Origin of the sequence: Amycolatopsis rubida (genome assembly GCF_900115345.1) — a bacterium.
Lineage (GTDB): Bacteria > Actinomycetota > Actinomycetes > Mycobacteriales > Pseudonocardiaceae > Amycolatopsis > Amycolatopsis rubida.
On sequence record NZ_FOWC01000006.1, the window covers coordinates 1 to 19,599 of the forward strand.

A 19,599-nucleotide genomic window follows, 5' to 3' on the forward strand; every position below is an offset into this window, starting at 1 on the left:
GGATCAAGGAATGGAACGAAAACCCCAGGCCCTTCATCTGGACCAAGACCGCCGCAGAGATCCTTGAGTCACTGGCGAACTTCTGCCGACGAATTAACGACGCAGGACACTAGCTCGGTGCGCCGTGAGGGGAACCCTGCGGGAATCAGAGTCGCTGAGGGTTCCCCTCACGCGCGCTACGCCGACCAGACCCGCTCCCCGCCGACCCACGTTTCCCGTACCCGCACCCGGTCCAGCGCCTCCGGATCGGCCGCGAACGGATCCTCCGCCAGCACCGCGAAATCGGCCAGGAACCCGGGCGCGAGCTGTCCCTTGGTCGCCTCCTCCCCGGACGCATACGCCGACCCTGTCGTGTAAACCCCGAGCGCGGCCTCGACGCTGATCCGCTGCGAAGGCCCGAACAACTCCCCGTCCGGGGCTCGGCGCGTCACGCAGCTGCGCAGTGCGTACAGCGGCGGGAACGGGCCGCACGGATGGTCGGACGAACCGGCCACGGCGACCCCGGCGTCGAGCATCGAGCGGTGGGCGAACATGCGCTCGACGCGTTCCGGCCCGTAGTACTGGGTCAGTTTGTCCCCGTGCGCGGCGGCGTAGTTCGCGAACGGCACTGCGACCATCCCGTGGTCGCGCATGCGTTTCAGGATCTCGTCGTCAATGATGGAACAGTGTTCGATGCGGTGCCGGGGGTCCTCCCGCGGAGTGGCGGCTTGGGCCTGGTCGACGGCGTCGAGGACGCGGCGGATCGCGCGGTCGCCGTTGGCGTGCACGCAGACCCGCCAGCCGGCGTCGTGCACGTGGCGCACGGTGTCGGCCAGTTGGGCGGCGCTGACGCGCTCCAATCCGTAGCTGTCGGTGCCTTCGATGGGCTGTTCGACCAGGCAGGTCCCGCCGTTGACGGCACCGTCGGCGAAGGTCTTGACGCCGCCAAGGCGCAGCCGGGTTTCGGGAGTGAGCGGAGTGCCGGGGAGGGCGCGGAAGTAGTCGAAGTGGTCGTAGGCGGCCAGTGCGTTGACCCGGAGGGTGAGCTGGTTCTGGTCGGCCAGGTGACGGAGGACCTGCCATTCGGTGCGGCCGACGAGGGCGTCGCCGACCGAGGTGATGCCCGCGGCGTGCAGGGCGGCGGCGTGCCGGGTGAAGGCGGCGGCCAAGACCTCGGTGGAGGGGTCCTGCACGATCGTCGGGCGCGGGGTGAAAGCGGGAAATGCCAGGTCGTAGAGGGCTTGGTCGTGGATGACGCCGTCGAGACGGCCGGCGGCGTCGCGGCCGAGGTGACCGCCGGGCGGGGGTTCGCTCCAGTCGGTGAGGCCGGCGAGGGCGAGACCGGGGGAGTTGACGACGCCGGCGTGCAGCGTCACGTGCACGACCAGGACCGGGTGGTCCGGGCAGGCTTCGTCCAGTTCGGCGCGGGTGAGTTCGCGGCCGCCGTTGCTGCGGAACGAGTCGTAGCCGCAGCCGATGACCCATTCGCCGGGCGGCGTCGCGGCGGCTCGTTCGCGCAGCGCGGCGGTGAGATCGGCGGTCGAGCTGATCCGGGACGGCGAGAGGTCGACCTGCAAGGACTGCGCGGCGACGACGGTCGGGTGCTGGTGGGCGTCGTTGAAGCCGGGGATGACGGTGGCGTCGCCGAAATCGTGCAGCCGCGCGGCCGGGAACTCGCCGCGCAGGTCGGCGACGGCGCCGTGCGCGACGATCCGTTCGCCGCGCATCGCGAAGGCCGGGGGTTCGGCGCCGGCCATGGTCACGATGCGCCGGGCGGTGACGATCTGCACGGATTCCGGTGCGGACACGAGGTTCCCTCCAGGGTCGACGGCTGACCGCGCGGCGCTGTGTCCACAAAGGATGGTGTGGCCGCGGTGCCGCACCGCCGATTCTAGGGGCGCGGCGGGCGCGGGCGCATCGTCGAAGCGGGTTGCGGCAATCGGGTGATCTGGGTCCCGCCGGGGCGGACTCCGGAATGAGAACCGGCCCCGCGGCGGTGTATACGCTGGAAGCACCGGGCGCCCGGCCCGGCTCCCGCGGCGGCAGGAGGCTCGCATGTCCGGCATCGGTGGGGCGCGGGCCGCGCTCGGTGCCGCCGCCGAGCCGTGGGAGATCCAGATCGGCCGCGACCTCGCCGACCGGCTCGACACCAAACCGCCTTCCCACTGGTCCCGGCCGGGCGCGGCGGCGGACGACCTCGCGGACCTGGTCGGGCCGGGCGAGGTGGTCCTGGCCCCGTCGGCGACCCGGCCGTCGAGCGACGGCGTGGTGTGGACGCCGGAGCAGGCGCTGGGCGCGGGCGCGCGCGGGGCGGCGCTGTGGGTCGACGACCTGCCCTACCCGCGCATTATCGGTGCGATCCCGTACCCGGAGCTGATCGCGGTCGAGCACGCGATGGCGGGGAAGCACTCGTGCCTGGTGCTGACCGGCGTCCGGACGACACTGGTCTTCCGCTACCGCTCGTGGGCGTGGCCCGCGGTGGCCGACCTCTTGACGCACGTGCGGTCGCGCGCGCATCGCCCCGGCGCGGCGGAACCGGCGCACGCGGGCCCGCCTTCCCTCGGCTGGGAGCGGCTCCCGGCGTCGCCGTTGGTGGCACTCGGACATACCCGGCATACGCGCTACCTCGGCGCGGAACCGGAACTCCCGCGGCGGTGGCTGTGGCAGCAATCCCGGCCGGCGGCGTTCGTCGCGCTGACGCGGCAGGAGCTGGTGGCGGTCCGGCATGTGCTGGGCCGGCGCCCGCTGAGGCATGGTGTGCAGTTGCTGGCAGTGGCGCGGAACCGGATCACCGGTCTCGGCACGCGGGGCGATCGGTTGCGGATCGCAGTGCCGGCGGGGCGGTACGAGGTGGACCTCGGCGCCGAGCTGGCGGCGGAGGCGCGGTCGCGGTTCGAGCCGATGCTGCGCGCGGACGGGCGGCGGCGCGTGGTGCGGAAGGCCCCGCAAGCCCCGAAAGCCCCGCAAACCTGACTGCCGCGGAACCGGATCCTGGGCGAGTTGTCACAAACCGGGCGGCCGTCCGGTCTCAGCCGGCTATCTGGCCGCGCTGCTCCCGAGGAGAACCCCATGGGCTTGGCCCCTTCCGCCCGTCTCGACGAGGCGGTCCCTTCGCGGTCCGCGCTGAAGGTCGGCGACATCGCCATGCTGCCGATCACCGCCGTAACGCTGGCCGCCAACGCCGACCTGCCGGCCTGGCCGCGCGAAATGTTCCTGCCGCCGGAGACGATCGACTGGCCGCTGAACGTGGCCGCGGTGCGCAGCGGCGGCCGGACGGGCCTGGCCGATTCCGGGCTGGCCGCCGAATTCCCGGGCTTCCCGCGCGCCGGGCAGCTGGCGACGCGGCTCGTCGCGGCCGGGACCGACCCGTCGTCGGTGACCGACGTCGTGCTCACCCACCTGCACACGGACCACATCGGCGGGCTGCTCGTCGAGGGGCTCCGCGGTCGGCCGCGCGAGGATCCGCGGTTCACCTCGCCTCGGCGGAGGCGGAGTTCTGGCAGGCGCCCGGCTTTTCCCGCACTGTCCTGCCGGAGCCGATCCCGGAGGTGCTGCGCACGACGGCCACGCGGTTCCTTGACGTGTACTGCGGCCGTCCGAAACCGGGCACGAGGTGACGCCGGGCGTGCGGATCTGCCGGACCGGCGGGCACACTCCGCAGCATCGTCCGGCTGACTTTCGCCGGGGACGCGGTGTTCCAGCCCGGGTTCGAGCACGACCCCGGGGGAACCGGCCCGCGTCCGGGTCCGCCTTCTGACGGAGCTGGTGGCGACCTGCCGTTCCCGTCCGTCTGCCATGTGGCGGTCACGGGCACCGTGCTGGCGGTGTGGGACCACTTGATCGGCCCGGGGACTTCGGCGCGATCTTGTGGTAAGCAATCCGGCTATGCGCGGAAAGACGATGCGCGGCCTGACGATCGCCGCGATGAGCCTGCTGACCTGTCTCGTCGCCGCACCGCCGGCGCCGGCCGCACCGGAGCCGAAGGCACCGCCCGGATTCGTCGCCCTGCGCGACGTCGATCGGACCATCGTGCAGGAGATCCGGTACATCACGCCGCACAACTTCACCGGCGCGCGGGTCGACGGATACCGGCAGCCGATGTGCATCCTGACCAGGGACGCCGCTGTCGCCCTGCACAGGGCGCAACTGTCGTTCCTGCGCCAGGGCTACACGCTGAAGGTCTACGACTGCTACCGCCCCCAGCGCGCGGTCGACGACTTCGTGCGCTGGGCGGAGGACCTGTCCGACCTGCGGATGAAAGCCGAGTTCTACCCGCGCGTGGAGAAGGCCCGGCTTTTCGCGGACGGCTACATCGCGGCGAAATCCGGCCACAGCCGGGGAAGCACGGTCGACCTGACGCTCGTCCGTCTCCCGGCGTTCCCGACGCGGCCGTACCGCCCCGGTGAGCCGCTGACGCCGTGCTACGGCCGGAAAGCCGAACGATTCCCGGACAACTCGCTCGACATGGGCACCGGCTTCGACTGCTTCGACACCCTCGCGCACACGCTCGACCCGCGGATCGCCGGGAAACAGCGGGAGAACCGGATGCTCCTGCTGCACGGACTGGAGCGCGCCGGGTTCAAGAACCTGCCCGAGGAATGGTGGCATTACACGTTCCAGCCGGAGACGTTCCCGGACACCTACTTCGACTTCCCGGTCTCGCGGCGGTCGCTGAACTGCCGTCCGTTCTAGGGCAGGCGGGTCGCGACGACCGCGGCGACCGATTTCGCTGTGTCGCAGATGGCGGTGAGGTTTCCTTTGCTCGCTTCGTCGGTGATTTCGACCAGCACGACTTCGTCTCGCTGCTCCGGCGTGCCTTCGAGCGAGGGGAGTGCCGGCGAGTAGGTGCGATGGACGAGGGTGACGTCGCACGTGTCGCCTTCGCTGTCGTGCGGATCGACGTACGCGAGGCGTCCGCCGGCGGTCGTGCGCGTCTGGCCGTCCGGCGGATCCTCGGCCAGCGGCCACTGCCGGTCGTAGTAGAGGTCGACCGACTTCGCGTCGTGCCCCCACGAGCAGGCCCAGTCCGCGAAATGCCGGTCGACCGGGTAGTCCGGGCCGGCGGTCCGGCGGAGCGTGGCATCGTCGACCAGCGTGCAGGCGTCCGTCCGCGCCAGCGAACCCGGCTGGAACGGCTGGGCCCGGCGGGCGATCGGGCCGCGGGCGACGCGCGCGTAGGCGTCCCCGACGACGGCGTCCGCCATCGCGCACAGTTGCGGAGCGGCCGCGCCGTCGGAGCGGACCGAGCTCACCGTGACGACCGAGAGATCCGGCAGGGTGAAGGAGCGACGGCATTTCCCGGCGTCGGGGTTCGGCCGCCGGATCTCGCCGAGTTTTCCCCGGACCGGCGGCACCTGCGGATACTGCTCCGGTTCGGACAGTTCCAGGCTGGTCACGATCGTGCCGCTGCGGTCGGGCAGGCTCGTGTTGAGGTCGCAGCGCGCGAACGTGCCGAGGTTCGGTTCGAGGAACACTTTGCCGTACTGGCTCAGGGAATTCACCGACAGCAGCGAGCACGGATCAGCGGTGTGCGGGTCGCCTGACAGCTCTTGCGACGGCGGCGCGGCAGTCGCGTTCGCGGGCGGGGCGTCGTCGCGAGTGAAGACGAGAAACCCGGCGGCCAGAAGGACAACCGCGCCGAGCGCCGCGCCGATGATCATGGGCCGCTTGGGCCTCTTCGCCGTTTGCGGCACGGGCGCACCGCGCAGGAAGGCCTCGGCCTCGACCGCGGTCGGGCGCCTTTCCGGCTGACGGCTGAGCATCGCCCGCAACGCGGGCCCGAGCTCACGAGCGTTGCGCGGCGGTTCGGGAGTTCCTTCCGCGGCCCGGCGCAGTTGCGCGAACGGCCCGTTTTCCCCGCTGCCCCAAGGAGAACCGCCCTCGACAGCCGCGAACAGCGTCGCCCCGAGCGAGAAGACGTCCGACGCCGCGGTGGCCGCCTCGCCGTTCGCGACTTCCGGCGCGAGGTACCCGGCGGTGCCGCCGACCCGGGCTCCGTCGGTGAGCGTGGCCTCGTGGCCGCGGGAGATGCCGAGGTCGGCGAGTTTGGCGGTGCCGTCGTCGGCGACCAGGACGTTGCCCGGGGCGAGGTCGCGATGCACCATGCCGCGGGCGTGCATCGCGGCGAGCGCGGACGCGATCTGCCCGCCGATTTCCGCGGCTCGTCCGGGAGCGAGGACACCGTCGGCGTGCACGATCTCGGCCAAGCTGCGCGCCGGGAGGTACTCCATGACGAGCCATCGGTCGGTGCCGTCGGAAACGGAGTCGTACACCGCGACGATGTGCGGATGCTGCAGCGCCGCGCCGAGCCGGGCTTCGCGGCGGATCTGCGGTTCGTCGCCGTCGAGCGAGCGCTTGAGCGCGACCGTCCGGCGCAGTTCCAGGTCGCTCGCCCGCCAGACGACACCCATCCCGCCGGCTCCGAGGCGTTCTTCGAGTCGGTAACGTCCGGCGATCACCTGCGGAGCGGTCACCGCGACAGCCTAGAGCGCGCTTTCCCCGACTGTCCTCCGACCGCTCCCTCCGGCTCCCGATCGTGACGACCGGCCTGGGGTTCGGCTGCTCGTGCCGCGGTCGCCGCCACGACGGACTCCCGCTGGCCGACGACGCTGAACCACAAGACCAGCCCGCGCGGCAGGCCTCAGCTCTCCTTCGCCGCGCCCTTGCGCAGCTGCCTGCGCACCAGCGGCCAGAACGCCGCGATCACGGCCAGCGACACGATGCTCGTCCACACCTGGGTGCGGGCGGAGTCGTCGGTCAGCAGCATGACCACGATGATCGCCACGACGCCGACGACGGTCAGGATGCCGAGCCACGGGTGCAGCCACATCTTGAGCTTCAGCCCGGCGCGTTCCTCCGGCGTCATGTTGTGCCGCATCCGCATCTGGGTGAACGCGATGAACGAGTACACGAACAGCGCGACCAGGCCCGCGGAGTTCATGATGAAGTCGAAAATGCCGGAGCCGGGCGCGACGAAGTTGACGAAGACCGCGATGTACCCGCCGATCGTGCAAGCGACCACCGCGACGGCGGGCACGCCGGACTTGCTCTTCTTCGCCACTGCGCGCGGGGCCAGTCGCTTCTCGGCGAGCGCGGAGAACATCCGCCCGGCGGAATAGAGGCCGGAATTGAGCACCGAACACGCGGCGGTGAGCACGACCGCGTTCATCACCAGCCCGGCGCCGGGGAGCCCGAACAACGTGAAGGCGTGCGCGAACGGCCCTTCCTGCTTGGGATCCGGCAGCTGGTTCCACGGGACGATGGTGACGATCAGCAGCACCCCGCCGACGAAGAACAGCAGGATCCGCCAGATCACCGTGACGACGGCCCGCCGCACGCCCTTGGCCGGATCCTCGGACTCGGCCGCGGCCATCACCGCGATCTCGGTGCCGAAGTAGGAGAAAATCACGATCGCGACGCCGCTGAGCACCGGCCACCAGCCCTGCGGCGCGAACCCGCCGTGCTGCCAGAGGTTCGGGATCGAGAAACTCGCCTTCGGCCAGAGCCCGAACGCGAACAGCGCGCCGACCGCGAGGAACACGATGATCGCGGCGACCTTGATGCTCGCCAGCCAGTACTCGACCTCGCCGAACGACCGCGCCGACACCAGGTTCGTGGTGGTGAAGAACAGCAGCAGCACCACCGAAAACACCCACTGCGGCACGTCCGGGAACCACCCGCCGAGCACCGACCCGCCGACGACCGCCTCGAAGGCGATCACACCGATCCAGTAGTACCAGTACAGCCACCCGACGAGATACCCCGCCCACTCGCCGAGCCCGACCCGGGCGTACTCCATGAACGACCCGATCGCGGGCCGTGCGGCGGCCATCTCGCCGAGCATGCGCATCGCGAGGAAGACGAGCAGGCCGCCGATGAGGTAGGAGATGACAGCGGCGGGACCGACTGCGCGGACTACGTTGCCGGAACCGACGAAGAGGCTGGCTCCGATGATTCCGCCGAGGGCGATCATGGTGATGTGGCGGGAGCGAAGCTTTGCGGGGTCGCCGGCGGGGGTCGCCGCTGTTTCGGCCTGGGTCGCGTTGTGCGGGCTTGCTCCGGCTGGAGTTGCCGTGCGTTGGGCGGTCTCGGCTGCGGCAGTCTTGCCTGAGGTCGCCGCGCTCGCGGCCGCCTTGCCCCGGGCGGTTTCGGACGGGGTCGCCGTGCGCTCGGCAGCCTCCGCCGGAGCCGCCTTCTCCGCGGCCGCCTCGCCCGGAGTGTCCGGGCCGCCCTGGCCCTGCTCGGTGATCCGATCAGCCATCGATCGATCTTCCTCTCGTCCAGCCGTGCTGCCCCGGCCGGCGACGACGTCGGAACCGGCCGCGGAGCCGGGCCTCGCTGCCGGGGGACAGTCCGCGGCCGCCGGGTCCGTCGAGGCTAGGTGCGACAGGGGGCGGATGCCGGGCGAGAAAGTTGTCGATCATCCGAATGGAGCAACAGTGTGCGCCGGATTTGTCGGGTATCGGCGAGCTGGGGTGCGGAATCAGGCGCGCTGGAAGTTCGCCAGCGTCTCCGTGATCTGGTGCCTCGTGCTCGCCGCCACCCGGGGATTCGTTGCCGCATAAGCGGTGTACGCGCTGAGTCCGGTGTTCAGCGCGTATCCGCGTCCGCGTGTCCAGGTGTCGTCGTCGAGACCGGACACGGCGCGGAAGGTCGCCCGCGCGCAAGGCGGGAGGGGCCGCGCGATCAGTGCGTCGCACGCCGGATCGCCGACTCCGAGCCCGCCGAAGCCGAGGACGGCGCTGACCTGTCCGGCTGCCAGCAGGAGGTTGCCGGGATGAAGGTCGCCGTGCACCCACGCCGGCGGATGCGGCCACGGCGGTGCGGCGAGTGCGGCGTCCCAGACCGCAGTCAGCGCGGCTCGGTCGAAGACGTCGGCGATCGCTGCGCGGGTTTCGGCGCCGCGGCGAGCGAGCGGCGTGCCGATGAACCCGTTTGTGCGCGTCGTCGGCGAGCGGGGAGCTGGTGGAGAGCCGCGACGAACCGGGTCAGCTCGGCCGCGGTCGGGCCCGGCAGCCAGCGGGACACCGGCCAGTGCCACGGATAGCCTTCGCCCGGCGATCCGAGCGCGACCGGCCCGGGAATCGCCAACGGCAGATGCGGCGCGAGCCGGAGGAGCCACCGGGGCTCCTTCTCCGGCCACCCGCCGCCCACTCGCCGCGCGCCAGGCGCTGGGGCGGCGGCTCGGCGTGCAGCTGGTCACCCGCAGCACGCGTCGGCTGAACCTCGTCGACGAGGTGGAGCGCTACGCCGCCGGCACCGCGCGGCTGCTGCCCGAGATCACCGACTTGGAGGACGAGGCCGGCCGCCTCCGCCACGGCGTGCGCGGGCGAGTCGCGGTGCGTTCGACCATCGGGCTCGGCCGGGCGCACATCGCGCCGGTGCTGGGGCAGTTCCAGCGGCGGCATCCCGGTGTCGAGATCGATCCGGAGCTGTCGCACTTGCCGCCCCACATCGCGGGCACGCCGTTCGACTTCGCGATCCGGGTCGGCAGGCGAGGGATTCCAGCCTGCGCGCCCGGAGCATCGCCGGGACCGGGAGCCGCCGCGGTCCATTCAGGACGAGTGCATCGTCCTCCGCGAAACGGCTCGGACTACGCGATCTGGCGCTTTGGCACGGACGGCGACGAGGCCGCGGTCAAGGTCCCCGGCGCGATGATCAGCAACGACGGCGGGATCGCGACGCACTGGTGTCTGGCCGGGCACGGGCTGTTGACGCGGTCGCGGTGGAAGGTCGCGCCGATGCCGCGGTGCGGCGAATTGATCCAAGTCTCGCTGACATTCCCGCTCCGGACGCGCCGATCTACGCGGTTTACCCTTCCGCGCATTCGGTTCCGCGCCGGGCGCGGATGGCTGTCGGCTGTCTCGCCGGGAAACTCGCGGGCCGTCTCGGCGGCGGTACGGCGAATTCCTGAGATCAGTGCGGCTGGGACAGGTCGCCCGGACGGAAGGCTTCCACGGTAGTGCTCACCGGCGTGTCGAGTTCGGCTTTGTGCTCGCGCGGATAGACCCAGCGCAGCGAGGCCGTCGACCCGGCTCCGGAGAAACCTCGCTCGTAGAAGATCTTTCCGTCGCTTTGGTAGCCGGAAATCGAGTAGTGGCCGCCCTCGTCCTTGCGATAGGTCACCCGGCCGCCGTTCGCCTCTGCCGCGGCGGCCGCGTCGGCCAAGGCCGCCGCGGTGGTGCGGCCGCCGGAGTTGGTGCCCCAGACGGTCAAAGTCGCGTCGAGGGAGGTGTCGGTGAACGTCATTCCGTCGCCGTTGTCCGGGCTGTAGGGCGCTGCGGTGTAGCCCTGGGGAACGCGCGTGGTGAAGCCGAACCGGGGGTTGGTGTAGGTGTTGCTGACCGCCGGGGAAGACGAGGCCGGCGGTGTGGGGGCCGAAGAAGGCGCGGTGACGCCGAGCATTGTCACGAGCTTCGGCCGCAGCAGGTCGGCGATCTCGGCGTACGGAACGGTCGCTGTTTCTTTTCCGGAAGCCATGTCGCAGCCCAGGTCGTACCAGAGGATTTCGAATTCGGCCCCGGTCTTGGTGAAGCCGACCGACGCTCCCGGGACGTGGTCGCGGGCGGGGACCCGGTCCGCGGCGTCGATGGTGGCTGTGCGGCCCTCGTCGTCGACGGAGACTATCCGGCAGAAACCGTTCCTGGTGTGCGGTTCGATGCGCTCGGTCAGCGTTTTCATCCCGGCCGCGGTCAGAATTTCCGGCCGGAACATGTCCTGGGGGCCGAGCGGGTTCCCCGTGGCGAGATCGACGGTCACGGTTTCCGGGAAGCGCCACGTCGTGTGGGACAGGACGTTCGAATCGAGATCATGGTCGTAGCGAACGGAAAGCAGGGTGGGGGTCTGCACCAGGATCCGGGCGGTCGATCGGGCGGCTGGTGTTTCCCCGGCTTCGGCGAACTGCGGCTGCCAGCCGGGATTGGCGCGTGCGTCGCGGATGGCCTTCAGCCGCTTGTCGACCGGGGCGCGCAAGGCGTCGTTGACGCGTTTTCGCACCGCGGCGTCCGGTCCGCCGGACACTTGTGGATACTGCAGGTCGTAGGTGATCGGAAGGGCCTGATCGCGGCCGGAATCGGTTTGGATCGCGACGGTGAGCGCTGCGGGCGGCGGCGGATCGTCCTGGCGATTGAAGACCAGTATTCCACCGGTGACGAGCGCGCCGACGACCACCAGCACCGCGACGGCCTTGCCGACGATCACCGCGGTCGCCCCGGCCCCGGTGCCCGTCGCAGTCGGCACCCCGGCCGCGACCGCGCCTGCTCCGATCGGCGCGGCGGCGGTGCCGGCGGTGGCCAGAAGGGCCAGCGGGGTGAGCGCGGTCAGTGCGGCGGACGCGACGGCCAGGCGCTTCCAGCCGCGTTTCTCCCAGTCCTTTCCGTAAGCCGTGCGGGCGATGGTTTCCAGTTCGGACACGAAAGCGTCCGCTGTGGACGGTCGCCACGCCGGGTCCTTGGCCATCCCGCGCGCGATCAGCGGACGGAGTTTCTCGGGCACCCCGTCCAGCGGCACGGGCGCCATCTGGTGCAGCGAGCGCAGTTCGTCGGCGGTGGTCGCCTCGAACGGCTGATGCCCGGTGATGCATTGGTAGAACACGCAGGTGGCGGCATACACGTCGGTGGCGGGCTGGCCCGGTTGCCCGGCCCACTGCTCGGGTGCCAGGTACGACGGGGAACCGGCGGTCAGCCCGTTGCGGCCGTCCAAAGTGGCCAGTCCGAAGTCGACCAGTTTCGACTGGCCTTCCCGCGACACCAGCACGTTTCCCGGCTTGTAGTCGCGGTGGACGACCCCGGCGGCGTGTGCGTCGGCGAGACCGAGCAGCGAGCCCTTGAGGACGGCCAGCGCGGATTCCGGGGCGAGGACGTTCTCCGCCGCCAGCAGCGCGCGCAGGGACACGCCGGGCACGGCCTCCATCACCAGCGCGGCGCCCTGCGGCGTTTCGATGAAGTCGAACAGCTGGACGACGTGCGGGCTTCGGACCCCGGACAGCAGCCACGCCTCGCGACGGAACCCGGCCGCGATGTCCGGGTCGGCGAGGTACTCCGCGAGCAAGTACTTGATCGCCGCCATCCGGCCGGATTCCTGGTGCTTGGCCAGCACGACGCGCCCGAAGCCGCCCACGCCGAGCACGTCGACCTCAGTGAACCCGGGCACCCGCCAGTCGCTCATCCCCGCCGCTTCCCCTCTCCGCGAGGCCGGTCGCGGTCGGCGAGATCGTACTCCGGAAATGTGGCACCCGGAGTGGAGTTGTCACAGTTGTGCCTCGGTCGTGGGATCGGAGCCCGGCTGCGCGTCATGGCGCCGAGATATCGGCGAGCCGGGGCTCAGAAGACGGATTCCTTGCTCGGTGGTGCGGTAGAGGACCGCGCGGCCGGACCGTTGCCCGGTGACCAGGCCGCTGTCGCGCAGAACCCGGAGGTGTTGCGAAACCGCGCTTGGCGAGACGTGCAGGGCTTCGGCGAGGCCGGTGGTCGTGGCGGGGGAGCGCAGTGTCTCCAGCAGTTCGGCGCGACGTCGGCCTAGGAGGCGGATGGCGTGTCCGGCGGGGCGACGCCCGGCGGCTGTCCACAGTGCACCGCTGCCTCGCGCTGGGTAGCGGATCGTGGTCTGGGTGGTGGTGTGCAGTTTGATCATCACCCACGGCGGGCCGAGCACGACGGGGGAAAGCACCAGCCCGCCGGCGGGGCGTCCGGGCGAGGAGCGATGGTCGCCGTCGAGGGTCAGGCGGCCGTTGTGCCAGTTCAGTCCGGCGTGCAGGTCGGTGAACAGACGGCGCGCGCCGCCGTCTGCCCATTGTTTGGCGCGGTAGGCGATGTCGGCGTCGAGGACGGCGCGCAGCCGGGTCCAATGCGGTGCGATCAGACGGTCGTGCGCTCGCCGCAGTTCGGCGGCGATGGCGCGAAGCCCGGAGGCGGGGTCGTCGGCGAGCGCGCGGGCCGGGGCGGGCAAGCGGTCGCCGAACACGCCGTGCAGGCTTCGCCGGACCTCGCGCGCGGTGGTCCGGCACATCGCGGCGAGCGCCTCGTCGATCGTGCTCGCCGCGCGGGCCGGGGCGGGCAGCAGGAACTGCGGCCAGCTGGTCCGGCCGGTGACGAGCAGCGGCCAGGTCCGCGACAGGTCCAGCGGCCGGACGGCGAGTTCGCCGGCGGCCCAGCGGGTCCAGTGCCCGTGCCGCGTCCGGCCCCAGCACCCGGCCAGAGTCTGCAGGCCGGAGACGGTTTCGGACAGCGGCGAGACGGCGAGCCTGGTGCCTGCCAGGTCGCCGGTGCTCAGTTCGAGGGTGAGCGGCACGTCGCGATTATGCGGCAGACGGCGGGTGTTCCAGGGCAGCGGCAGGCGAGTGAGGGTGAGCTGGTGCCCTCGCCGGTCCGGTGGCGGTTTTCGGCGGGCGGGCGAGGTTTTGCGTTCGTCGGTCTGGTGGCGGTTTTCGGCGGGCGGGCGAGGTCTTGCCTTCGCCGGTCCGGTGGCGGTTTTCGGCGGCCGAGGTTGTGCGTTCGTCGGTCTGGTGGCGGGTTTCGGCGGGCGGGCGAGGTCTTGCCTTCGCCGGTCCCGGCGGCAGGTTTTTCGGCGGCCGGGGCGGTTGAGGTCCTGCGTTGTCGGTCTGGCGGCAGTTTCGGGCGGGCGGGGGCTTGCCTTCGCCGGTCCCGGCGGCAGGGTTTTCCGCGGCCGGGGCGGTTGAGGTTTTGCTGCTTCTCGTCGGTTCGAGCGGGTGCGCGGCAGTGCGGTTGCCCAGGGGAGCAGCGGCTTGCCGAACCGGCGGGCGCGACTCCCGGGTCCCGCTGGTTCGGCGAGGTCCTGGTTATCCGGCACTCGGGCCGAACCAGCGGGCGAGCTGGCGGTTCAGCTCTTGCTGGTCCTCGCCGATCCAGGCGACGTATCCGTCGGGGCGGAGCAGGACGGCCGGGGCGTCCAGGGCGGCGGCGGGGTCGGTGCGGAGGTCGACCCGGTCCGCCCAGCCTTCGGCGGTCAGCTCTCCGGTGCGGTCGAGCACCAGGCCGCGGCCCTGACGCAGGCGGTCGTAGAGGCGGCCTTGCTTGAGGTCGAGGTCGGGCAGGCGGCGGCCGAGCAGGCCGGGGCCTTCGCCGAGGTCGTAGCGGAGGTCGATCGCGGTGATTTTCCCGATCAGGCGGCGGTTGACCTCGTCGACGTCCATCAGTTCGGCGAGCAGCCTGCGCACGGCCCGCGGTCCCGCTTCGGCGGACGACAGTTCCATCTGGGCGCGGGTGTTGTCGAGGACGTCCGCGGCGACCGGGTGGCGTTCGGCCTGGTAGGTGTCCAGCAGGGTCTCGGGGGCCCAGCCGCGGACCTGTGCGGCCAGCTTCCAGCCGAGGTTGAACGCGTCCTGCACGCCCAGGTTGAGGCCTTGGCCGCCGGTGGGCGGGTGGATGTGCGCGGCGTCGCCTGCCAGCAGCACCCGGCCGACGCGGTACCGGTCGGCCAGCCGGGTGGCGTCGCCGAAGCGGGACAGCCAGCGCGGGGAGTGCACGCCGAAATCGGTTCCGGCGAGGGCGCGCAGTTGTTCTCGGAAGTCCTCGATAACGGGCGGTTCGGAGCTGAGTCCCGCGGCGGGGACCACGACGCGATAGACGCCCTCCTCGACCGGCCCCAGCATGAAACGCTTGGTGGCCTGCCGGACCTCGGCCACCTTGGCGGCGATCTCCTCCCGCGGCGCGGCCGCGGCCATCTCGCCCATGAGGGTCTCGGTCCGCGAGGGTTCGCCCGGGAAGCCGACGCCGAGCAGTTTGCGCACAGTGCTGCGCGCACCGTCGCAGCCTACGAGGTACTTCGCTCGCAGCCGTTCGCCGTCGGCCAGCTCGACGGTCACTCCGTCCTCGTCCTGCTCGAAACCGGCGATCGCGCAGCCGTGCCGGACTTCCGCGCCCAGCCCGGCCGCGTGCTCTTCGAGCAGGCGGACGACGACCGGCTGGGGGATGCCCAGCAGGTACGCGGTGGCGAGGTCCTCGGGCGCGGGTTTGGCGATGCCGGCGAAGACGCCGCCGACCGGACGTCGCCGTCCGCGCTGGAGGAGCGGCTCCAGCAGCCCGCGCATCGCGAATTGTTCGAGGCTGCGGATATGCAGGCTGACGATGCGGGCGAGCGGGACCGGCTCGGTTTCCTTCTCCAGGACGAGAACCCGCACGCCGTGCAGCCGGAGTTCGGCGGCCAGCGTCGCGCCGGTCGGACCGCAGCCGGCGATGATTACGTCGATCATGAAGCATCCGTTCGTTCAGGTGTGGTGCGGTTCGTTGCCGGGGGTTCGGCTGCTGCGCGCTGCGAGGCGGGGATCAATGCCCAGGGCCCTAAGGCGGCGCTGCCGCTGCGGTATGAGGTCTCTGTCCTGAGCGCGGGGTTGGCGAGGCAGGTGCGGGGTGTGCTGTCCGTGAGGGAATCAGAGTCCCTCAGGGTTCCCCTCACGGACGCGAGCAAGCGGTCGTGAGGGCGTGGAACGGGCATTTCGGCGAGCGTGGCGTCCCTTGTGGACGGTTGGCATGGTGAAGCCGCGCAGGTTAAGTCCCTGGCATTGCCGCGGCGGGGTGCTCCAGGGTGCTTGGCTGTGGCGAGTACGGCCCCGGCGTGCCTGGTTGTCGCGGTGCGGCTGGTGGTGGGTGTGGTTGTCGCGGCGCTGCTGGTGGCGTGCCTGGTTGTCGCGGTGCGGCTGGTGGTGGGTGTGGTTGTCGCGGTGCGGCTGGTGGCGCGTCTGGTTGTCGCGGTGCGGCTGGTGGTGGGTGTGGTTGTCGCGGTGCGGCTGGTGGCGCGTCTGGTTGTCGCGGTGCGGCTGGTGGCGCGCCTGGCCGTCGCGGTGCGGCTGGTAGTGCGCCTGGCTGACGCGGTGCGGCTGGTGGCGCGCCTGGCCGTCGCGGCGCACCTGGCCGTACAGCTCGCCGTCGCCCGCTCGGCCGTCCGTTCACCCGCAGCGATCGCGAGCGCGGCGCATCCAGGCGTCGTGGCCCCACGACGGCAGGCACGCCCTGGTACGGACGCGTCGGGCTGGTTCTGGATTCGCGCAGGACTTGGCATCGGCCGCGCCAGTCTGCGGTGCCCGCGATCCTGCGGCAAGCGAAATACCAGGAAGCCCGACCACCGCACAGCGAAACATTCGATGTAGCTCCAGCCTACATCATGGCGAACACATGTTCGACCCGGGAAAGCTCCGGACCATGAAGCAACGCGACCTCAAGACCAAGCTCCCGGCCGCGTACTGGCGGTTGTGGTGGGCCTCGGCGGTGGACAACGTGGGCGACGGGATCTTCTCGGCCGCCGTGCCGTTGCTGACGGTCGCGCTCACCCGCGATCCGGTGCTGGTCTCGGTCGTCTCGGCCGCGACCTACCTCCCCTGGCTTCTGCTCTCCTTGCCCGCGGGTGCGCTCGTGGATCGGCGCGACCGGGTCGGTCTCCTCTGGCGGTCGCAGGCTCTCCAGGCGGCGATCGTCGCGGTGGCGGCTGTGCTGATCGGGCTGGGCCGGATCGGCATCGCGGGGCTGGCGGTCACGGGGTTCGGGCTCAGCGCGTGCGAGGTCGTGTTCGCCACCGCGTCGCTCGCGGTGGTGCCGGATCTCGTCTCCGAGGCGCAGCTGCACCGGGCGAACGGCAGTCAGTACGCGATCGCCAGCGCCGGGCAGTTGTTCGTCGGTCCGCCGATCGGCAGCCTGCTGTTCGCGGGCGCGGCGGCGTTGCCGTTCGGCGTGGACGCGGTTTCGTTCGCGGGGTCCGCCGCGTTGCTGGCGGCCTTGCCTCGCCGTCCGGTGCCGCGAGGGGTGCGGCCGCCGGTCCGGGTCGCGGTGGCGGAGGGGGTGCGCTGGCTCGGGCGGCACCGGCTGTTGCGGACGTTGGCCGGGCTGCTGGCGGTGAACACGTTCTGCTACCAGCTCGGCAATGTCACGGTCGTGCTGCTCGCGACGCAGACCCTGCACGTCAGCGAGCGCGGTTACGGCGTGTTGCTCGCGGGGGCCGCGGCGGGCAGTGTGCTCGGCGGGACGGTCAACGCGCGGGTCGTGGCGAAAATCGGGGCATTGCCGGCGTTGCTGACCGCGTTGATCGCCAATGTGGTGATCTTCGTGCTCATCGGCGCCAGTCCGAACGCGGTCGTTCTTGGGGCACTGCTGGGGGTCAACGGGTTTGCTACGACGCTCTGGAGCGTGGTCACGGTCAGCCTTCGGCAGCAGGCGGTGCCTACGGACCTGCGCGGGCGGGTGCACAGCGTCTACCGGATGCTGGGCTGGGGTTTGATGCCGCTGGGATCGCTGGCGGGGGGACTAATCGCGGACGTGCTCGGCATCCGGGCGGCGTATCCGGTGGCCGGTGCGGTGCGGGGGATCGCGCTGGTCGCGGCGCTGCCGGTGCTTCTTTCGGCGATGCGCGCCGGGAAGCCCGCGCGGTGAGGTGCGCAGTCTGCGGTCCTTAGTGGACAGACGTGGCCGGGGGCGAAGGTCAATTCGTGGGCAACCGGCCCTGTGGTTCCCTTTACCGATCTGCGCGGCCGGGCACGCTGCGGAATGTGCATCTTATTGGCAGTTTGCCGATAGCGGGCATTTGCGCCGCACCGTCCGGGAAGAGGGTTCCGCTGTTCGGATATTGGTTGCGGAAAATCTGCAACGTTTCCGGCGGCGGAGGCGACTGTGCGGGCGGAGGTGCTGGTGACGGAATCGGCAGTGACGGCGGGAGATCGAGTTACCCGGCGGTACGGGCGACTGTCGTCGCGCGCCATTCGTGTGGTCGTGCGGGGAACGGCGAATTCCGCGCGGCGGGGATCCGGCGGAATTTTCCGGTGATCGGGTGAGGTTTAGCGGAGCGAATCGCCGTTTTTCCTGATCGACTTGTCCCGCCAGCTGTTCGGGGGCGTTTCCGGGAAGGCGGAAGGTGATCTTTTTTCCGGGAAGCGGCGGAAGTCCGGTTCGCGGCGGGGATTGTGCTGCGGTCGGGGCAGCGGCAGCGGCTGTTGGCACCACTTCGCTGGTGGCGATCATTGATCCGGCGGCCCGGAGAATGGCCGGTGTACGCTGGTCGGAGCAGCGGGAAACGGTGCGGTGCGCGGGCCCTTCGTCGGCCGAATGCGAAGGCGGACTGTCCGCTTATCTGCGTGCCAACCCGAGGTGTGAGTCCGTTGTTCATATTTTGGAATGCTCTCGGCAATGTGTGACGCTGGGTGTGAACCGGCGTATGCGGGGGTCCTTCGTTTGGCGGTTGCTGGAGTGCAACCGAGCTAGGCAGGGTATGGATTCCGGCGCGGGTCTGGACTTGAAGACGCCCGCGCTCTGCTGGGGCTAGTGCCGCGCGGGCAGGGGGGCAATTCCCCGGGCGGCTCCTACGAGTATTCGAAAGGCATGGTCATGCACTCCCGGAAAGAAAGATCCGCTGTCCCGAGACCGCGCCCGGTGCCTGGGGCCGGCGATGCGGACCGGCTCGCCGCCGTGCTTCCGCGGCTGGCCGCCCGGCATCGGGTGCCGGGAGCGCAGGTCGCGGTCTGGTCCGGCGGCGAGACCGTAATGGTCCAGACCGGTGTCGCGGGCGGCGGCAGGCCGATGCGGGAGGACTCGCGGGTGCCGATCGGCTCGATCACCAAGGTGGCGACCGCGACGCTGGCGATGATGCTCGTCGCCGAGGGCGATCTCGGCCTGGACCAGCCGGTCGGCGAAATCCTGGGCGAGCCCGTGCTGTCGGCCGGGCTGACCCTGCGCAGGCTGCTGAGCCACACCGGCGGGCTGCCCTCGGACCCGGCCGACGCCGCCGGGTCCTGCCGGAAAGAGGTGCGGGCCGCGGAGTTCGTCTGCGAGCCGGGTGCCGCGTTCTCCTATTCCAACCTCGGCTACGCGCTGGCCGGCCTGCTGATCGAAGAGGTCACCGGGATGGGCTGGCGCGAGGCGGTCGAGTCGATCCTGTTGCGGCCCTTGGAGATCGAGCCGGTCTACGTCGACAGTCCCGGCGTCGCGACCGGGCACGCGCGCGACGGCGAGCGCCCGCTCGCGCAGGTGCTGCCGCCGATGCTGGACCCGGCGGGCGCGCTCGCGCTGAGCGCCCGCGACCTGGTCGCGCTCGGGCGGGTCCACCTCGGCAAACCGGGACTGCTCGACGTCGTCACCGCGAGCGACCTGCACCGGCCGGTGCCGGTCGCCGAGCCGTTCGGCCTCGCCGAGGGCTGGGGGCTGGGGCTGGCCTGTTTCGGCGACGAGGACTTCCGCTGGCTCGGCCACGACGGGACGGCCGACGGCACCTCGTGCCACCTGCGGATCGACCAGGCTGGAGCCTGCGTGCTCGCGCTCACCGCCAACGGCGCGGGCGGCACCGATCTCTGGCACGACCTGGCCGGGGAGCTGCCGGAACTCGGTCTTCCACCGCACCGCGTCCAGAGTGCGGAATCCTGCCCGATTCCGCTTCCGGACGGCGATTTCGGCAGTTATCGCAACGGCGCCATCGGATACACGGTCCGGCCGGACGCCGCCGGCGGCGCGTGTCTCGACGTGGACGGCGACGTCTTCCCGGACCTGACCCGGTACGCCGACGGCTCGTTCACCGTCCGCGACCCGGCGACCGGCCGTGCCGCCCCGTGCGGGCGGTTCCGCGGCGAACCCGGAGCGGCGACCGCCGTCGAAATCGGCGGCCGGCTCGCGCGGCGGTGCTGAGCCCGCC

General features: G+C 71.2%; 15 protein-coding genes. 7 read left to right on the forward strand and 8 right to left on the reverse strand.

The window, feature by feature from the left end:
- Window positions 1-176: 176 nt before the first annotated feature.
- Window positions 177-1,787 carry an amidohydrolase gene (locus BM362_RS23135; RefSeq protein ID WP_208865307.1) on the reverse strand — a complete coding sequence of 537 codons (1,611 nt, stop codon included), beginning with the start codon at window positions 1,785-1,787 and terminating at the stop codon, window positions 177-179.
- 247 nt (window positions 1,788-2,034) lie between these two features.
- On the opposite strand from BM362_RS23135, the gene BM362_RS50000 reads away from it, so the two are divergent.
- The 3 genes from BM362_RS50000 (at window position 2,035) to BM362_RS23150 (ending at window position 4,671) form a co-directional block, all read left to right on the forward strand.
- Entirely contained in the window at window positions 2,035-2,952 is a 918-nt protein-coding gene (locus tag BM362_RS50000; RefSeq protein WP_093574515.1) for a hypothetical protein, read from the forward strand.
- Between the two features lie 96 nt (window positions 2,953-3,048).
- On the forward strand, window positions 3,049-3,654 hold the full coding sequence (locus BM362_RS23145; RefSeq protein WP_208865308.1) for an MBL fold metallo-hydrolase: 606 nt from the start codon (window positions 3,049-3,051) through the stop codon (window positions 3,652-3,654).
- A 210-nt stretch (window positions 3,655-3,864) separates the two neighbouring features.
- Window positions 3,865-4,671 carry a M15 family metallopeptidase gene (locus BM362_RS23150; protein WP_093574516.1) on the forward strand — a complete coding sequence of 269 codons (807 nt, stop codon included), beginning with the start codon at window positions 3,865-3,867 and terminating at the stop codon, window positions 4,669-4,671.
- Here the strand turns inward: BM362_RS23150 and BM362_RS23155 are convergent.
- From BM362_RS23155 to BM362_RS50325, 4 genes are all read right to left on the reverse strand, one after another.
- Window positions 4,668-6,452, reverse strand: coding sequence for a serine/threonine-protein kinase (locus BM362_RS23155; protein ID WP_093574517.1), 1,785 nt, complete (start codon window positions 6,450-6,452; stop codon window positions 4,668-4,670). The genes BM362_RS23150 and BM362_RS23155 overlap by 4 nt on opposite strands.
- A gap of 167 nt (window positions 6,453-6,619) precedes the next feature.
- Entirely contained in the window at window positions 6,620-7,951 is a 1,332-nt protein-coding gene (locus tag BM362_RS23160) for an amino acid permease (protein ID WP_244287269.1), read from the reverse strand.
- Window positions 7,952-8,461: 510 nt separating this feature from the next.
- On the reverse strand, window positions 8,462-8,905 hold the full coding sequence (locus tag BM362_RS23165) for a phosphotransferase (RefSeq protein WP_342029814.1): 444 nt from the start codon (window positions 8,903-8,905) through the stop codon (window positions 8,462-8,464).
- Window positions 8,830-9,132, reverse strand: coding sequence for a phosphotransferase (locus BM362_RS50325; RefSeq protein WP_342029810.1), 303 nt, complete (start codon window positions 9,130-9,132; stop codon window positions 8,830-8,832). The genes BM362_RS23165 and BM362_RS50325 overlap by 76 nt, the downstream gene beginning before the upstream one ends.
- A gap of 35 nt (window positions 9,133-9,167) precedes the next feature.
- Here BM362_RS50325 and BM362_RS23170 point away from each other — a divergent pair, with 35 nt between their 5' ends.
- On the forward strand, window positions 9,168-9,941 hold the full coding sequence (locus BM362_RS23170; protein ID WP_093574519.1) for a type 2 periplasmic-binding domain-containing protein: 774 nt from the start codon (window positions 9,168-9,170) through the stop codon (window positions 9,939-9,941).
- On the opposite strand, the gene BM362_RS23175 is transcribed toward BM362_RS23170, so the two are convergent.
- The 3 genes from BM362_RS23175 to BM362_RS23185 form a co-directional block, all read right to left on the reverse strand.
- Window positions 9,895-12,144 carry a protein kinase domain-containing protein gene (locus BM362_RS23175; protein WP_093574520.1) on the reverse strand — a complete coding sequence of 750 codons (2,250 nt, stop codon included), beginning with the start codon at window positions 12,142-12,144 and terminating at the stop codon, window positions 9,895-9,897. The two genes, BM362_RS23170 and BM362_RS23175, sit on opposite strands and share 47 nt — an antisense overlap.
- 81 nt (window positions 12,145-12,225) lie before the next feature.
- Window positions 12,226-13,266 (reverse strand): ArsR/SmtB family transcription factor, encoded by a 1,041-nt coding sequence (locus BM362_RS23180; RefSeq protein ID WP_093574521.1) that lies wholly within the window; start codon window positions 13,264-13,266, stop codon window positions 12,226-12,228.
- Window positions 13,267-13,774: 508 nt separating this feature from the next.
- Complete coding sequence (locus BM362_RS23185; RefSeq protein ID WP_093574522.1) at window positions 13,775-15,187, reverse strand: FAD-dependent monooxygenase; 1,413 nt, start codon at window positions 15,185-15,187, stop codon at window positions 13,775-13,777.
- A gap of 342 nt (window positions 15,188-15,529) precedes the next feature.
- Here BM362_RS23185 and BM362_RS23195 point away from each other — a divergent pair, with 342 nt between their 5' ends.
- The 3 genes from BM362_RS23195 (at window position 15,530) to BM362_RS23205 (ending at window position 19,592) form a co-directional block, all read left to right on the forward strand.
- Window positions 15,530-16,081: a hypothetical protein gene (locus BM362_RS23195; RefSeq protein ID WP_167545400.1), complete on the forward strand. Its 552-nt coding sequence runs from the start codon at window positions 15,530-15,532 to the stop codon at window positions 16,079-16,081.
- Window positions 16,082-16,133: 52 nt separating this feature from the next.
- Entirely contained in the window at window positions 16,134-17,354 is a 1,221-nt protein-coding gene (locus BM362_RS23200; protein WP_208865309.1) for an MFS transporter, read from the forward strand.
- 993 nt (window positions 17,355-18,347) lie between these two features.
- Window positions 18,348-19,592, forward strand: a complete 1,245-nt coding sequence (locus BM362_RS23205) for a serine hydrolase domain-containing protein (protein WP_244287245.1) — start codon at window positions 18,348-18,350, stop codon at window positions 19,590-19,592.
- Window positions 19,593-19,599 lie beyond the last annotated feature (7 nt).

Excerpts from the sequence above, each read along its gene's own strand:
- BM362_RS50000 (WP_093574515.1), top strand. The coding sequence starts at position 2,035 with ATGTCCGGCATCGGTGGGGCGCGGGCCGCGCTCGGTGCCGCCGCCGAG.
- BM362_RS23145 (WP_208865308.1), top strand. The coding sequence starts at position 3,049 with ATGGGCTTGGCCCCTTCCGCCCGTCTCGACGAGGCGGTCCCTTCGCGG.
- BM362_RS23150 (WP_093574516.1), top strand. The coding sequence starts at position 3,865 with ATGCGCGGAAAGACGATGCGCGGCCTGACGATCGCCGCGATGAGCCTG.
- BM362_RS23160 (WP_244287269.1), bottom strand. The coding sequence starts at position 7,951 with ATGATCGCCCTCGGCGGAATCATCGGAGCCAGCCTCTTCGTCGGTTCC.
- BM362_RS23175 (WP_093574520.1), bottom strand. The coding sequence starts at position 12,144 with ATGAGCGACTGGCGGGTGCCCGGGTTCACTGAGGTCGACGTGCTCGGC.
- BM362_RS23185 (WP_093574522.1), bottom strand. The coding sequence starts at position 15,187 with ATGATCGACGTAATCATCGCCGGCTGCGGTCCGACCGGCGCGACGCTG.
- BM362_RS23200 (WP_208865309.1), top strand. The coding sequence starts at position 16,134 with ATGAAGCAACGCGACCTCAAGACCAAGCTCCCGGCCGCGTACTGGCGG.